This is a genomic window from Veillonella intestinalis (genome assembly GCF_943193155.1).
Lineage (GTDB): Bacteria > Bacillota > Negativicutes > Veillonellales > Veillonellaceae > Veillonella_A > Veillonella_A intestinalis.
Genome location: NZ_CALPDB010000006.1, coordinates 167,661 through 183,767 on the forward strand (window position 1 = coordinate 167,661; position 16,107 = coordinate 183,767).

Consider the following 16,107-nt stretch of genomic DNA (forward strand, 5'->3'; position numbering starts at 1 on the left):
ATTTACAACTATACCTATATCACCTATTATCTATCCCTTAGATATATGTTATACTTATACTTAACTACTTATATCAATAGGAGAAAACTATGGATGATAAAGATTTATTATTACTAAAAACCTTATATGAAGAAAAAAATATTACCCATACAGCTCGGCGAATGTTCCTATCGCAACCAGCCTTAAGTGATAGGCTACGACGTTTAGAAAAGGAATTTAACTGCACTATTTTAATCCGTCGTCCTCGCGGAATCGAGTTTACTACCGAAGGCGAATATTTATATCATTATTTTATGAAAGCCCTTAACTCCTATGAAGCTACCAAGGAGTTCTTAGCTTCCAAAGATCATATTGCCAAAGGTCTCATTCGCATAGGTTGTTCCAATGTTTTTTCTAAATACCATATGCCCAAATTACTTCACGAATTCAAGCAAACATATCCAGCCATAGATATTCAAATGAAAAGTGGCTACAGTCACAATCGCTATCGTGACTTTCTTGAAGGAGATCTTCACGTTTGCATCGTCCGTGGTGATCACAATTGGACAGAACATAAAAAACTGCTTTGGCAAGAACCACTATGTGTCTTTAATAAAACACCTATTTCTATCGAGGATTTGCCCAAGCTACCTTATATTCATTATCAAACGGACTCCCTCTTACAATCCGTCCTAGATGATTGGTGGTATGCTCATTTTCAAAAACCCCCTAAAACGGCCATTGAAGTAGATGCTATGGATACAGCTTTAAAATTAGTGCAACAAAATCTAGGCTATACCTTCCTATCCCAAAGCTGTGGTCAGGATACCCCTGACGTTATAGCGGAACCATTAATTGATCTTGAAGGAAACTTTTTGTTAAGAAAAACGTGGATGTACTATCGCCATTCCTATGAACAATTATCAGCCGTAAAAACATTTGTAGATTTTGTAATTAACTACACACAGCCCCTTTCACCCAAGCTATAATTCCTCTTTATGCATACATGATATCCCTAAACAAGATATAAGACAAACAGTTAATTATTTCAATCTACTATAAGCAAAATCTATTTCTAAAATCTTCAATGCATCCCTATATACTTAGATATATCCAAATAAACTACAATCAAAAATAAAAGGCCACTCTCGCCTGTTAACTAAAACAGTTAGAGAGCGGCCTTAAAAGTAACCAATTTTATTATGTTAATCGTCTTCTTCAACAGGCTCCTCTTTACCGAAACCATTGAAGATTAAATTAAGCACAACTGCGGTCAAACTACCAAGTGTAATGCCACTATGTAAAATAACAGAAGTCCAGCTTGGGAAATTATGATAGAAATTAGGCTCTGTTAAGGTAACCATACTCATCCCAATACTTACAGCAACTAACATTAGATTGTAGTTACCTTCAAAATTAACCTTAGATAAAGCGCGAATACCACTAGCAATAATCATACCAAACATAGCAATACCTGCCCCACCTAATACAGAGTTTGGAATGCACGCTACAATGGCCGCCATTTTAGGTACAAGACCTAATACTACAAGAATTAAACCAGACATAGCGACTACAAAACGACTTTTTACACGAGTTACCGCTAACAAACCTACGTTTTGCGCAAATGCAGTGTATGGGAAGCTATTAAAAATACCGCCCAACATAGTGGATAAACCATCGGCACGCAAACATTTAGCCAGACCTTTACGACCCATTGGCTTACCTACAATTTCACCAATCGCTACACAGTCGCCCGTAGTTTCCACCATAACTACAATCATTACAATAATCATAGAAATAATGGCCCCTACATCGAAGGTAGGATAGCCAAAAGAGAATGGTGTAATGAAACCAATCCAATCAGCCGTCGCCACTTCACTAAAATCAGCTACCCCTAGAAGAGTGGCAACAATAGTACCACCAATTAGGCCTACTAATACAGAAATATTACTTAAAAAGCCTTTACAGAATCGATATACCAGAATAACCATAGTCAAAGTTAAAAATGCTAAAAACAAACTCATGGGACTTGCAAATTCAGGTGATGTAGGCTTCGCATAGCCGGTAATCCAACGAACAGAAACTGGCAATAAGGTAATCCCTATAATGGTAATAATAGTACCAGTTACCACTGGTGGGAATAAGCGTATCAATCGACTAAAATACGGAGCTACTAAAAAGGTAAACAACCCCGCCACTATAATGGCACCATAAATGGCGGTCATCCCTCCTTGAGAGCCAATAACTATCATAGGTGTTACCGAAGCAAAGGTGACCCCTTGGATCATAGGAATTCTAGCCCCTACTTTCCAAAAACCTAGGGTTTGAATTAATGTAGCAATACCACAAGTAAATAAATCTGCATTAATCAAATGAATTAGCTGCTCTGCAGACAAATGCATAGCCTGTGCTACGATGATTGGCACGGCCACCGCCCCTGCATACATGGCTAATACATGTTGCAAGCCATAGGCAAACAACTGCGATGTAGGCAACATTTCATCGACGGGATGAACAGCCTTTTTAACGTCTTCGCTCATGAGAACCCCCTCATACAAAATACCATTATACCTATTTATACATAGTTGCTACTTTAGAAATATTTATAGAAATTCTAACAATATAAATCAACCTGTGAACCCTTCTACTACACCTACAAAGATATCAGTTTTATAGGTCCTATAATTTATAAATTACACTTGCTTTTTAATAAATATTTCTAATTTAACACCAACTATATATTCCTTATATTTATTAAACAACGATTTTTCCCCTTTGTCAAAACCTATTTTCTCATAATAAGACTAAATTTTAAGAATACATGCTTCACATCTTTTTACAAAGTCGCAAAAGTATGATATAAAGAATTGTATTCATTTTTATTGTTTTCAAATAACTAAGGAGTTTTCGACTATGAAGTCTATGATTAATTGGGTCAATATTATTTTAAAAGACTATAGCCGTCACAATATTTCACGGTTATCAGCTGAAACAACGTATTATATTATTTTATCGATAGTACCATTTCTAATCATTGTCTTAACTGGTATTACCGTATTTCTCAACCATAACACGGATGTACTCAATCAATTAGTAGATTTATTGCCACCGGATTCTCAACATACCTTAACAGAATTAATTGATGATTTGACACAGAATCAAAGTACCACCCTCTTTTCAGTGGGTATTATCACTGCCTTTTGGACTTTATCAGCCAGTACACGATCTTTAATTAATGCCCTTAACACAATGCTGGGACTGGATCATATTGAAGAAGGCATTGTTAAAATGTATAGCAAAGCCTTATTCTTTACCTTGATTGGGGCTATTACAGGTTTCTTAGGCCTTATTCTCTCCGTGTACGGCCAATCCTTCCTACAATTATTTGGCAATTTCTTCGGCATCTCCAAAGACGTAATCAATTTGGCAGCTGCCTTTACAACCTTATTGCCACTAGTATCTTTTACTCTGTCCTTAACCTTATTTTATCACTATGCACCACGCCATAAAAAAGGAAATGTTATCAGCTGGAAACGTTCCTTTGCAGGAGGCTTATTAGCTACGGTTTTATGGCTACTATTAACAGTAGGCTATCGTTTTTACATCACAAATTTCGCGGGTGGCTCTGCCACTTACGGGCCTCTCGTAGGCATTATGATCCTCTTTATTTGGATTAACTTATCGGTTCAAACCATTCTTATTAGTGCTGAAATTATTCGCAATAGAGATTTAGACAGCGACCTAAAAAAAGAAGCTATTGACCATCAATTAGATGAGCTACTCCAAGATGAAGAAAAGAAAGAACAAGAAAATCGCGATAAAGAGAAAGTAGCCAACGAAACAGCAAAAGCTAACGATAACACATAATTATATAAATAAAAAGACAAGCTAGAAACTACTAAATAATTTTCTATAGCTTGTCTTTTTTATTATCTTATTTAATTTATTTTATTAAATTGCTTTTTAACTTTTTACTTATCGGCTAACTTTATTTATTTTCTTTCAACCACTGCAAAGCGTACTGAGCATACATAGCCGCCCCCATTGGCAAAGCGGACTCATCAATTTTGAAGAAATTACTATGGTGAGAATGAACCGCATCAAGGTCAGGGTTAGCAATACCAAAGAAGGCAAAACAACCCGGTTTTTCTTCTAAATAATAAGCAAAATCTTCGCCACCCATAGTTTTTTCCATAAGAACTACATTCTCTTCACCGAATAAATCAGCGCCCACTCGATGAGCCAATTCAGAACAAGCAGGTTCATTAATAGTAGGAGGTACCATCTGACGGAATGAAGCTTTGGCCGTCGCTCCATACGCTTTTGCGGTTTCTTCAGCCATTTGTCCCATGGCTTTCTTTAACTCTTCACCTATGGCCGGTTTGAAATAACGAGCAGTTCCTTCCAACTTAGCACGGCCTGAAATGACATTATAACGATCACCACTTGTCATTTTACCAATTGTAACAACTACAGAGTCTAATGGACTAAAATGACGAGAAACAATAGTCTGCAAATTCATAACAATGGCAGAGGCTACTACCGTTGCATCCACAGTTAAATGAGGTTGTGCACCATGGCCGGCTTTCCCTTCTACTTCAATATTAATCTCAAGTGCTGCTGCCATGCGCTCACCAGCTTCTACAGATACTTTGCCAGCTGGCAAATCAATCCAAATATGCCCGCCAAATACGCTGTCTGTTTCAGCAAACCAGGTACCAAATTTCTTCATAAATTCAGCCCCTTCAGCGCTTTCTTCTGCAGGTTGGAATACAAGATATACCTTGCCTTCAATTTCATGTTGCAATGTTTTAAGCATTTTAGCCGCACCTAATAAAATCGCCATATGACCATCGTGGCCACAAGCATGCATTTTACCAGCATGCTGTGATGTAAAATCACAACCAGTTTCTTCCGTTACATTAAGTGCGTCAATATCAGCACGCAACATAATTGTTTTACCTGGCTTAGGTCCTTCAATCCAAGCTACTAACCCTGTATTTTTTTCAGGGTTAATTTCATACGGAATGCCTAATTTATCCAATTCACCAGCTAAGTATTTTGTCGTCTCTTGCTCTTCAAAACTCACTTCTGGATATTGATGCAAATAGCGACGCCAAGCAATAATATCTTTTTCATATTCTTTTTGTAATTCTTTAACAGCTGCTACCGTACTGGTAGCGTCTGTAATTTTAGTATTTATCATTGATTCCATATATTCTCCTCCAATCTCTTTGGCTTTCATAGTAGAATAATTGAGCCTTCTTGTCAAGTTTTCCTACTCAAATACTATGATTTATTTTCAGCCTTCCTTTTATTTTTGTGTTATACTTGGTAATATATGTATTAACAAGCATCAAAGGAGTTTTTTATGGATTTTACTTTATTTCCTTATTTTCTAATCTCTTCCATTCTTCTGACCTTGGCACCAGGGCCTGACAATTTATATTTGCTAGCTAAAAGTATAGCTGATGGTGCTAAAGCTGGCATTATCTTAGCAGGCGGTCTTGCATCGGGCATTATATTTCATACAACATTAGTCATTCTAGGTGTAGCTGCCTTAGTAAAAAGTTCACCTATCGCCTTTTCTCTGTTAAAATATGTAGGCGCGGCTTATTTATTTTATCTTGCTTGGGGTGCTTTTACAGCAAACGTATCTGAAACCACCCCAACAGAAATAGAAACAACTGAAGCGACTACAGCAGAAATAGCAACAACTGAAACAGCTACCGCAGAAATAGCAACAACTGAAACGGCTACAGCAACCCAAAATACAACAGAACTTACTACACACAAAAAGGAAACTGCAGCAATAGAGCGGTCTGAAACGGGATTTGCTATTTACCGTAAGGGTTTGATTATGAACATCTTAAATCCAAAGGTCTTATTATTTTTCTTAGCCTTTTTACCACAATTTGTAAGCCCTAATAGTGAAAATCCTAGTTTATCCATTGCTTTTTTAGGTGCCACCTTTAGTTTACAAGCCTTTGTCCTGTTCAGCCTTATCGCCCTATGTGCCGGCAAGTTACGCGGCTTTTTACATCAAGGCCCTAGTTCACAACGCCTATTAAATCGCATACAAGGTATCGTCTTATTATGCATTGGTGGCTTATTGCTATTCTTTTAAAAACGTTATTCTTTAAAAACTAGATGTTACAGTTGCATATTATAATACTATTATAATTTAATAAAAAAGGATGTAACCTTACATGAATCACTCTCATGTAATAGTTACATCCTTTTAATTATTTAACCCAAGTTACAATATCTTCAATCGCTTGGCGTGTCTTTTCACGATGAGGTTCTTCATCACGATAGCCAAAGCCCGCCATAACGGATACACCAAAATGATTAGTATCCACGATACCTTCTGTGGCGAGTAATTCTTCTACCGCTTTAATATTAAAGCCTTCAATCGGACAAGAATCAATGCCAAGCATTGCCGCAGCAGTCATCATATTGGCCAACGCAATATACGTTTGTTTGCTCGCCCAATCATAAATAGCCCGATCACTTTCTAACAAGTTAAAATCATTCTGCTGAAAATTGCCATATGCTTGACGCATCATATCCATAACTTCATCAGGCATATGTTTGATGTCCTTCATAATATGTGTAATGTAGGGAGCATCAACGACAGTATCGACTTTTTTACGAGCCAATAAAATCACAAAATGACTAGCTCCCTTTAAACTATTTTGACCGCCCCAAGAAATAGGTAGTAATTTCTCCTTTAACGCTTGATTTTCAATCACTAAAAATTTCCATGGTTCAAAACCAAAAGAGCTTGGTGATAAACGGGCTACTTCTAAAATTGTATTAAAATCTGCCTCTGGTATTCTTTTGTTTTCATCAAACTTCTTGCAAGCATATCTAAAATTAAATGCCTCTAAAATATCTTTAGATGTAATATTCATATATATCTTCCTTTCAAATGTAGTAATACATAAGCTACACAATATACATAGTAGCACCTCGCTAAATAGCCTGATAATTTAATTACTAAATCATCAAACAACTATATCGATATATTTAGTATACCATACTACATTAAACACTTGAAGGAAATAAAAATATCTATTAAACATAAAACTTTAGAACTCTACTATGACTATAAATTCGAATGAAATAATTATTTAAATATCAATAATTAAATTTTTTACTTGCCGATTAACTCAGCAAAACTTTGACTCAAAATGATTTCTTGAGTAGCTTTATCAGGGACAAGCTCACTCAAAACATGCCAAGCCTTATCATACGTAATTGAAGTTTCAAACTGTGTATGTGGCCAATCACTGCCCCATAACAAACGACTTGGCCCAAATGCTTCTAATAATTTAGGTATTAATGTTTTAGCAATTGCTACATTATCCTCTAACGTTTTTTCCTTCTTCAAACGATACGAAGCTGAGATTTTAACCCACACTTGTCCTGTTTTACCAACTGACAATAAATATTTAAACCCTTCATCTTCTGCAGCTATATCTGCTGTCGGTTTTCCAAAATGATCAACAACTACTTTCACACCCGCCTCTAATAATGCATCAATTAACGGCTGTAACTGTATTGCATCAATGTGAAGCTCTACATGCCAACCTAACTGTTTTACATAATTTAGAATACGTGGCCATTCTCCTTCACGTAAGTTAGGAATTTCTCGAGCGTACAAATTAAGGCGAATCCCAACAATATTATACTTAGCTAATTCTTCTAGCTCTTTTAAAGTAATATCCGTATTTACAACGGCCACCCCATATAGCTTATTTGGATACTTTTTAATAGCCTCTACCATATAACTATTATCAAATCCTAAAAAGCTTGGCTGAATCAACATACCAGCTTGTAGCCCTTTAGATTCAAAGTTTGCAATAAAATCTTCAATACTTGCTTCATAGGATGGAGCATAACGCCGATCATTAGCTAACTGCAAATCTGGTGAAAAGACATGTGCATGTGTATCAACTTTCATAATAATACCTCCCTAACGAATAATCAGATTAATAACAAACGCATAAATAATAGCAGCGCCTAAACAGATAGGCACACCTCTGAAAATAAGTTTACTAAACATATCTACGCGTTCTTCCTCTTTTACTGTACTTAAAACTAAGCTACCACCTGATGAGAAAGGCGAAATTGCAGTAGCTTGCGCCCCAATAACAATGGCAGAAAATAAAACTATTGCATCTATCCCTGTTGCTTCTGCCAAACTTGGTACTAATGGGAATAATGCAGGCGTTACAACCCCCATAGTGCTAGAGAAGAATGACATAAAGCCACCTATAACAGCCATAACAATTGGTACAATCGGTTCTGGAATTGTATTGCTAACAAAGCTAGCAATCATTTTTACAGTACCAGCCTTAATTGCCACTGAAATCAACATTCCTACACCACAAATCATGATCAATGTTCCCCAAGGAACCATTTTTATAACTTCCTTTTCATCGCCTAATTTGAGCAGTAAAGCAAGAAGCGCAAACACAATGGCTACTAAACCTACATCAATAGACTTTTCTAACGTTTTCAAAATTTCTACTTGTGGGAAGAAAATTAGTAAAATAGGAAAAATTAACACAACAAAAATCATCGCAATTACTAAATATAAGGTTCTCCGCTGTTTATCATCAAAAGCTTCTGGTAGTGTTATATCCACTAAGTCTGTACTTCCCTCTCTACGGGTATTCAAAAGTATCATAATCCCTAGAACAATTAAAGGTACTAAGAAAGAAGCAAGAAATATTTGAAATTCATATCCATAAGCTGCTGCTTCATAACCAGCATTCTGCATTAAACCAATAAATACCACGCCACCAGGACTAATCATAAAGTTATTGCCACACAAAGCACCATAATTAACGGCTAAAGCACCAATTAATGGACTAAGGCCAGTCTTTTTACATAGCAACATTGTAATCGGTGTAAAAAAAGCCATAACAGCAAAAAATCCTGCCCCTAATGCAGCTAAAATTGTTGCTGCTACAAAAATTGCAAATGGTAACAACTTAGGAATACGCCGAGTCCGATATAACATATGTTGAGCTAGTTTTTCAAGCGTTCCATTAGTCATGGCAAAATTATAAAATAAAGAAATCGCTAAAATAACAAAGAAAATACTCATGGGCCACATTTTAATGACATCACCGGGTTTAATACCTAAGTAAAATGTGCCAATGATGTATGCAAAAGCAATCCCAAAAAATCCTGTATTAATTTTTGTTCTATAGCCTAAAGCTATCGCCACAACAATGGCACATAAAATTAAAACATTAACCATCAGTTAACCCCCTAACTACTTCTAATACCTAATAAATTACAGTAATTACAATTTCACATACAGTATATAACTATAAATCATGCGTAACAAATATCAATTACTTTACATCAGGAATAAAAAAAATCTATATCAGCCAGAAACATAATAAGCAAATATTAAAACAAAAAGGTCCGTCTAAGACTCGACGGACCTTTATTTTATAAGCTAATAATTTGTAAGCGTAAACCTAGAGGCTGCATAATTTTTAATAAGGTATCAACTTTTGGCATTGTTTTAAATGATTCTATGCGTGCTACTGAAGATTGAGGAATTCCACATTGTTCTGCCAATGCACGCTGACTTAATCCTAATTCATTACGCCTCTTAATAATTGTCGTTACTAAAGCGCTTAATTCCTCTATTTCTTCAATATCAAAGCGATTTTTTCATCAATAGACTTAACATAATTTTTATAATCTTCCCAAGTTTTCATTTATATTCCCCCTTTTCGTTGTAAATAATCCCATATTTCTGAGTCCCCATTACCTTTCTCATAAAATTCAATATTATACACTTACATCACCTTACATTCCCTAGTCCAATGATAGCATATACGCTATCATTTTACAAACACTATTAAATACCTAATCTCCAGTACGCCTTATCCCTTTCTCTTATTTACTAGCTAGTTGCTGCAACTTAGCCACCCGTTTATATAGTGGCGGATGGTCACTAAATAGCTGATTAATAAATCCATGCGTATCTCCATAACGGCTTAATTTAGCTAGGGCCGATGCCAACTCTGTGCCTAGCCCCAATTCATAGGCGTAGCGATCAGCACGGTATTCAGCAATACGAGAGCCAAAAGGACTCAATAACACAAAAGCTGTATTAACAGCAGAATTCATGATTTTAACTATAAAATTCAAAATTAATATAATTAGCGTAAAGAACAAGGATAAAATATTAATAAACGGTATAAATCTGATGATGTTATGCACAAATACAATGAACCAAATAATGATGCTAAATAAACGAAGTACTAAGTTATACGCCGAAGCAATAGCGAACGAAGTCATTCCATATGTTGTATCACGATGAACTAAATGACTCAGCTCATGAGCTAACACGCCTTTTAATTCGGCGGGCTCCATTTCAGCTAATAAGCCAGCATAAACAACTACACGATCATGGCCCATAGCAAAAGCATTTATCTCGCCGCTTTGTCCCACATATAAACGGTATCGCTGCGGATTAACGCCCGCCCGTTGACACACATCCTCCCAACAGGCTATCAAATAGTCTCCCAAGTCCCCTTTTGGTTTTGTTATACCCTTAAAAGAAAGATGTAAACTCTGAATTGGTGGTAATTGATACAAAATAATAAAGGCTACAAATAACAAACCAATCCAAACACACGATATAGCAAAGCTATGTTCTGGCAAGTTAAAAGCCCGTAAAATTTCAAGAATAAAAGGTTGCTCCAATAAATTTTGAACACCAAATACCGCTAAAATACTATTTATAAAATGTAATACAACAGCGGCCACTATCCCATAAGCAAAAGCCGTTAAAATAACAAGTAAAATTCCCATAGCCACGCCTTTCTTAATACTTTCTCGGTATCTTATTATCTTCTATTTTTTCTATTATTTTTATTATTTTTTCTTTTCTTATCATTCACTTATTATATACTATAAAAGCTGCAATGAGCCCAACCAATGGTTGTACTCATTACAGCTTATGATATGTGTTAAAATTTACCTTTAATTTGTTCTGTTTTATCTTTCAACTTTTCCGTGCCTTTAATCGCTAATTCTTTAATAGCTTCTGTATTCGCACCACTGAAAGCATTAAATTCAGTTTCATTATTAAGATCAAAATAAGGTGCTTCTTTAAACCCTAATACAGAAGCCACAAACACCATTGGAATCTGTGCGATTTCACTATTATAACCCTTTACAACGCTATTATAAGCTTCTCGCTTTTCAGTCAAAATAGATTCATTCTGTGCAATATTCTGTAAAAATGTATTATAATTAGTGCTTGCTTTTAATTCAGGATATGTATTAGCCAATGCTTGAATAGAAGTAACTGCTTCTGAAGATGCTTTTGCCATTTCTACGTAGTTGCCAGACACTTTAAGTTGCATTAGCTTTTCATATTCCCCATAACTATTCACAAGCTCAGTGAACTGATTAACAATAGCTACCTTGCGTTCTACCACAACTTTAATATTAGATCTTGCTTCTTTAATTTCCTGATTTAAATTCTGAAGTCGATTGTATTTTTTAATAAAAAATACAATAAGTACAATTAAAATTACAGTTAATAAAAAACTCATTATAAAACTCCTCTCCTTACTTTTATTCATTATAGCAAAAACTTTACTATTTACAAAATTTTATTTATACACCCTTATAAAGTTCAGGAATATTTTCTAAAACTTAGAATCTATGTACAAAAAAGCTCATTTCAGCGTCAACTGAAATGAGCAACAAGATTTCTTTTAGTAAGTTCTTTTTCTAATGAATTAACTCGTTTTTGAAGTGTATTAACTAAATTAGGTATTTTACGTTCAAGAATATCAGCAACATTCGGTCTATCTTTCGGTATTACATGGTGATTTAAAAACTTATTTAAATAAAAGTCAACACCTTTGTGATGCCCAACCATATTAACTGGTGCATGATGTTTATCTAATACCTCATCAACATTAGCCCACATTTCATACTTATAAAAATGAAATTTAACAGTAGGTATATCTTTATGCATTAGCAAAAACGTTTTGCCTTTAAATTTATCTTGTTGATTACTCACTTTATATCACCTCTTTCATTCGCAATCTTATAATCTTATAGTACAAAGCCCTACTAAAAAAAGTCAATTGTAGGACTTTTTTAGCCAATACATAATTATATGTTATGGTTAATTGTGCAATGAAATTTAAAATTTAATTTAATAACAAAAAGGTAGAAAATGAAAGCTCATTTTCTACCTTTTCTTTAAAAACTGGCATACAAATTGGCTTACTCGCCAATATTTTTTATTCTACTTTTTCTAAAAAGTCAGTAAACATCGGTGGTGCGCCTAGCAGGATTCGAACCTGCGCACTCGGTTCCGGAGACCGATGCTCTATCCCCTGAGCTATAGGCGCATATATGGGCACCTCTGCACACAAAATATGTACAAAGGCTACCCAATCATTATAGCAGTGCTAATTATAGCATGTCAAATAGCTAACACCATCCGAACACGGTTAACTGCTAATTACTTTTTCTTTTTCCTTCTATTTCTTAATCATGTTTCAACTGTTTATTACCAAGTCCTGTTTTACGGAAAATTGTAAAACAAATACTAAGTACAATAGCAACAACTGTAGCAAGGCCCATACCTTGAAGCACAACTGGTCCCAAAGATACTTGCGCGCCACTTAAGCCAGTAATCATAACAACAGATGTTAAAATCAAATTATCAGGGCGCGTATAATCTACTTTACGTTCTACCAACATACGTAGACCAGACGCGGCAATAATACCAAATAACAAAATACTTACACCACCCATAACTGGTACAGGAATAGCATGAATCAAGGCTGCAATTTTTCCAATGAAGGAGAAAATAATCGCCAACACAGCAGCCCCACCAATAACATAAACACTGAATACGCGAGTAATCGCTAATACGCCAATGTTTTCACCATATGTTGTATTTGGCGTAGCCCCAAAGAAACCAGAAAGCACATTAGCAATCCCATCCCCTAACAAAGAGCGTTCAAGACCTGGATCCTTCATAAGATCACGACCTACGATATTACTTGTTACTACCAAGTGCCCTACATGCTCAGCAAATACAACAAATAATGCTGGCATAATCATTAAAATAGCATTCATATTGAATACAGGCGCACTCATATGAGGTAAGGAGAACCAAGCTGCTTCTGATACTTTTGAAAAGTCCACTACCCCCATGAACGCAGCCAAAATATAACCGGATACAACACCAATTAATACAGGAATAACCGCAAAGAAACCGCGAAATACAACAGTCCCTAAAATCGTTACTATTAAAGAGAATAAAGATATAGTCAGTACTTGTGCATGCGTCATGCCCAAAGACTGCCAACTGTCACCCGTAATACCGGCCATGCCCATCGCTACCGGCCCTAACTCCAGACCAATAACGGCAATAATAGCGCCCATAGCCGCTGGTGGGAATAATACGTCAATCCAACCAATGCCCACTGCACGAACAATGAAAGACAATACGATAAAAGCTAAACCAAAGGCAATAAAGCCCCCTTGAGCCGCTTCATAAGACATCCCTGCTGCCATAACAGATAACACAGGGGCAATAAATGCAAAACTGGAACCTAAATAAGAAGGAATTTTTCCCTTACAAATAAATAAGTACAAAATAGTTCCAATCCCATTCATAAAAAGCGCCGTGGCCGGGTCTGCTTTTAACAAATACGGTACTAGTACCGTCGACCCAAACATGGCAAATAAATGTTGAAAACTTAATGGCAACATGGCCGCATTAGACGGCCGTTCAGACACATCAATAAAATCTTTCATGTCCTCTAAATCCTTTCTAACTCCACACTAAATATAATTTGTCGCTTACCCATTAGACGGTCTGAAACGACTCCGCGTTTCTTCACGTAGAGAAGGCATAATGCCTTGGCTACCGATTTTACGATTAGCCTCTTCATTAACCCGTGAAATGCTGAGCAAAATAGCAACCGCTACTACATTCATTAATAAAGACGACCCACCATAGGATACAAAAGGCAGTGGCACCCCTGTAACTGGCAACATACCACATACCATAAGCATATTAAATACAGCTTGACCGCCAATAATACAAGTAATGCCTAAGGCCATTAATTTGCCAAAGAAATCTCGTGCACCAATAGCTACACGAAACCCAAAATACACAAATGCCAACACTACAAAACTTAAAATAGCCGCTCCCAAAAGGCCTGTTTCCTGTGCCCACACAGCAAAAGCAAAGTCCGTATGTGCCTCTGGTAAGTAAAAATATTTAGCAGTACCTTGTCCCAAGCCTTGTCCTAATATACCACCAGAACCAATGGCTAACATACTCTGTACGCTCTGATAACTCAAGGTTTGTGCATGTCCCCAAGGATCTAGCCAAGCTAAAATACGTTCTAGACGGTACGGAGAATGCCAAATCATAGCCGCAAAACCTATAGCTCCGGCAATCATAACCAATCCCAGCTGCCGCAAACTACGCTGATTTAAACGAGCCATTACCATTAAAATGAGCGGAAAGGCCACAATTAATACGGCCGTCCCTGTATCTGGCTGAACTAGCGTGATAATGCCAAATACCAGCGGTGCCCATAAAACTTTCGATGGCACAGGATATTTACGCAACTGCCCACTCGCATCTTTTGCTTCAAACAAAGATACTGTAGGAAATCGTTTACGCCACTCTTCAATGCATTGGGCCGCCCAAATTATGCCTGCTAACTTAGCGAACTCCGAAGGTTGTACCGATAAGCCAAAAGGCAAACTAATCCAACGACGCGCCCCATTAACAACAGTACCAAATAAACCAACCCAGGCTAGAGATAAAAAAACACCGACCATAATCCACATCATGAATTTAGGTTCTTTAAGACGGCGATAATCCAGCTGGTAAAAATAACTGCCTGCCAACAGACTGCCTATTAAAAATCCTATATGTTTTACAATATTACTTTTTAAAATCGTTCCTTGTTGTGCCATTTCAACAGACGTAGCACTATAAATATTAACACTACCAATGAAAATCCAAATAGCTACTACCAAAATAATGCCCTGTGCATCATTTCGTACGAGCCGCTGCAACCAAGTATCTTCAGCTCGTTTTGCTTCCTTCGCCATGATTACGCCTCCTCAGGTTTAATCGCTTCTAGGCGGAAAATCGGCTGTCCTTTTTTACTAAACTTCTCTTCATATTCAGTCATTACATTAGGCATATCCGTACTATGTAAATCATAGGTTACATTTTTTAATATCCAACCACACTCTTTAAACTCTTCTAAAGAGAATAAAAATAAACCTTCATTATCCGTTTTGAAGTGAATTTCACCTTGTGGTTTCAATAAGCGTGCATAACGGTCTAAAAAAGTACGATAAGTCAAACGACGTTTAGCATGACGTGCCTTTGGCCAAGGATCACAGAAATTAATATAAAAACGATCCACTTCACCAGGCTCAACCACATCTTCAATACCAGCAATATCAAAGAGTGTTACTTTAGCATTAGGTAAATTCTGTTCAAATACCTTTTGCGCCGCATAATATAACACGCCTAATTGAACCTCAAAGCCAACAAAGTTAGCTTCTGGGTGGGCTTCAGCCATACCTGCGATAAAGCGACCTTTACCTGTTCCTAATTCAAAATATAACGGTTTAGTAGAATCCACAAATAATTCACGCCAAGCCCCTTTATTCGCCTCCTGGTTCTCTAAAATCACATGTGAATCATATTCGTGAATCGCCTCATCAATCCAAGGTTTTCTACGTAATCGCATACTATCTCCTTTAATTCATTAATCCTATAATATACACTATGAATTTTACTAGCTAAAAACTGCTATCTTTGATTGTTAGATCATCTAATACGTCTCTAGTAAAAACTTATCTTTTATAAAAATCTCTATCTAATTAATTATATAGTATAGCTGTCATTTACACAACAAAAGGCTGTCCCTAAAATAGCTCTCTTGAAATGAAAATTAGATATCTAACTCATTGCCAGCATTTTGGAACAGCCCTTGTCGTAGGAGGTCCTCAACACACACAATAACAATTACCTCACGAATATATTTTATGAGCACTACCCCATATAGCGACATC

Annotated in this window: 15 protein-coding genes and 1 tRNA gene; 3 read left to right on the top strand and 13 right to left on the bottom strand. The window is 36.4% G+C overall.

From position 1 onward, the window contains the following. The first annotated feature begins 89 nt into the window (after positions 1 to 89). Positions 90 to 968, top strand: coding sequence for a LysR family transcriptional regulator (locus NFR44_RS08465; protein WP_251443754.1), 879 nt, complete (start codon positions 90 to 92; stop codon positions 966 to 968). Positions 969 to 1,184: 216 nt separating this feature from the next. Here NFR44_RS08465 and NFR44_RS08470 read toward each other — a convergent pair whose 3' ends face one another. Then, positions 1,185 to 2,519, bottom strand: a complete 1,335-nt coding sequence (locus NFR44_RS08470) for a nucleobase:cation symporter-2 family protein (RefSeq protein WP_251443757.1) — start codon at positions 2,517 to 2,519, stop codon at positions 1,185 to 1,187. A gap of 373 nt (positions 2,520 to 2,892) precedes the next feature. On the opposite strand from NFR44_RS08470, the gene NFR44_RS08475 reads away from it, so the two are divergent. Beyond that, on the top strand, positions 2,893 to 3,846 hold the full coding sequence (locus tag NFR44_RS08475; RefSeq protein WP_251443760.1) for a YihY/virulence factor BrkB family protein: 954 nt from the start codon (positions 2,893 to 2,895) through the stop codon (positions 3,844 to 3,846). 121 nt (positions 3,847 to 3,967) lie between these two features. On the opposite strand, the gene NFR44_RS08480 is transcribed toward NFR44_RS08475, so the two are convergent. Then, positions 3,968 to 5,194: a M20 metallopeptidase family protein gene (locus NFR44_RS08480; protein ID WP_251443764.1), complete on the bottom strand. Its 1,227-nt coding sequence runs from the start codon at positions 5,192 to 5,194 to the stop codon at positions 3,968 to 3,970. A 156-nt stretch (positions 5,195 to 5,350) separates the two neighbouring features. Between NFR44_RS08480 and NFR44_RS08485 the strand changes: the two genes are divergently transcribed. Continuing rightward, a complete protein-coding gene (locus NFR44_RS08485; RefSeq protein WP_251443767.1) occupies positions 5,351 to 6,106 on the top strand; it encodes a LysE family translocator in 756 nt (251 codons plus the stop codon). A gap of 118 nt (positions 6,107 to 6,224) precedes the next feature. Here the strand turns inward: NFR44_RS08485 and NFR44_RS08490 are convergent, their stop codons facing one another. From NFR44_RS08490 to trmB, 11 genes are all read right to left on the bottom strand, one after another. Beyond that, positions 6,225 to 6,896 (bottom strand): NAD(P)H-dependent oxidoreductase, encoded by a 672-nt coding sequence (locus NFR44_RS08490; protein WP_251443770.1) that lies wholly within the window; start codon positions 6,894 to 6,896, stop codon positions 6,225 to 6,227. Positions 6,897 to 7,138: 242 nt separating this feature from the next. Then, entirely contained in the window at positions 7,139 to 7,948 is an 810-nt protein-coding gene (locus tag NFR44_RS08495) for an amidohydrolase family protein (RefSeq protein WP_251443773.1), read from the bottom strand. A 12-nt stretch (positions 7,949 to 7,960) separates the two neighbouring features. Next, positions 7,961 to 9,256: an SLC13 family permease gene (locus NFR44_RS08500; RefSeq protein WP_251443775.1), complete on the bottom strand. Its 1,296-nt coding sequence runs from the start codon at positions 9,254 to 9,256 to the stop codon at positions 7,961 to 7,963. A gap of 197 nt (positions 9,257 to 9,453) precedes the next feature. After that, positions 9,454 to 9,666: a helix-turn-helix domain-containing protein gene (locus NFR44_RS08505; protein ID WP_308795476.1), complete on the bottom strand. Its 213-nt coding sequence runs from the start codon at positions 9,664 to 9,666 to the stop codon at positions 9,454 to 9,456. A gap of 243 nt (positions 9,667 to 9,909) precedes the next feature. After that, positions 9,910 to 10,830: a M48 family metalloprotease gene (locus tag NFR44_RS08510; RefSeq protein WP_251443795.1), complete on the bottom strand. Its 921-nt coding sequence runs from the start codon at positions 10,828 to 10,830 to the stop codon at positions 9,910 to 9,912. A gap of 158 nt (positions 10,831 to 10,988) precedes the next feature. Next, a complete protein-coding gene (locus NFR44_RS08515; protein ID WP_251443800.1) occupies positions 10,989 to 11,579 on the bottom strand; it encodes a LemA family protein in 591 nt (196 codons plus the stop codon). A gap of 137 nt (positions 11,580 to 11,716) precedes the next feature. Beyond that, the gene (locus NFR44_RS08520) at positions 11,717 to 12,055 is read right to left on the bottom strand and encodes a hypothetical protein (RefSeq protein WP_251443803.1); all 339 of its coding nucleotides are present in this window, start codon (positions 12,053 to 12,055) and stop codon (positions 11,717 to 11,719) included. A gap of 262 nt (positions 12,056 to 12,317) precedes the next feature. Beyond that, a tRNA-Arg gene (locus NFR44_RS08525) sits at positions 12,318 to 12,392 on the bottom strand. Between the two features lie 139 nt (positions 12,393 to 12,531). Then, complete coding sequence (gene uraA / locus NFR44_RS08530) at positions 12,532 to 13,812, bottom strand: uracil permease (RefSeq protein WP_251443806.1); 1,281 nt, start codon at positions 13,810 to 13,812, stop codon at positions 12,532 to 12,534. A 45-nt stretch (positions 13,813 to 13,857) separates the two neighbouring features. Continuing rightward, a complete protein-coding gene (locus NFR44_RS08535) occupies positions 13,858 to 15,129 on the bottom strand; it encodes an FtsW/RodA/SpoVE family cell cycle protein (RefSeq protein WP_251443809.1) in 1,272 nt (423 codons plus the stop codon). 2 nt (positions 15,130 to 15,131) lie between these two features. Then, the gene (gene trmB, locus NFR44_RS08540; RefSeq protein WP_251443812.1) at positions 15,132 to 15,782 is read right to left on the bottom strand and encodes a tRNA (guanosine(46)-N7)-methyltransferase TrmB; all 651 of its coding nucleotides are present in this window, start codon (positions 15,780 to 15,782) and stop codon (positions 15,132 to 15,134) included. Between the last annotated feature and the right edge of the window lie 325 nt (positions 15,783 to 16,107).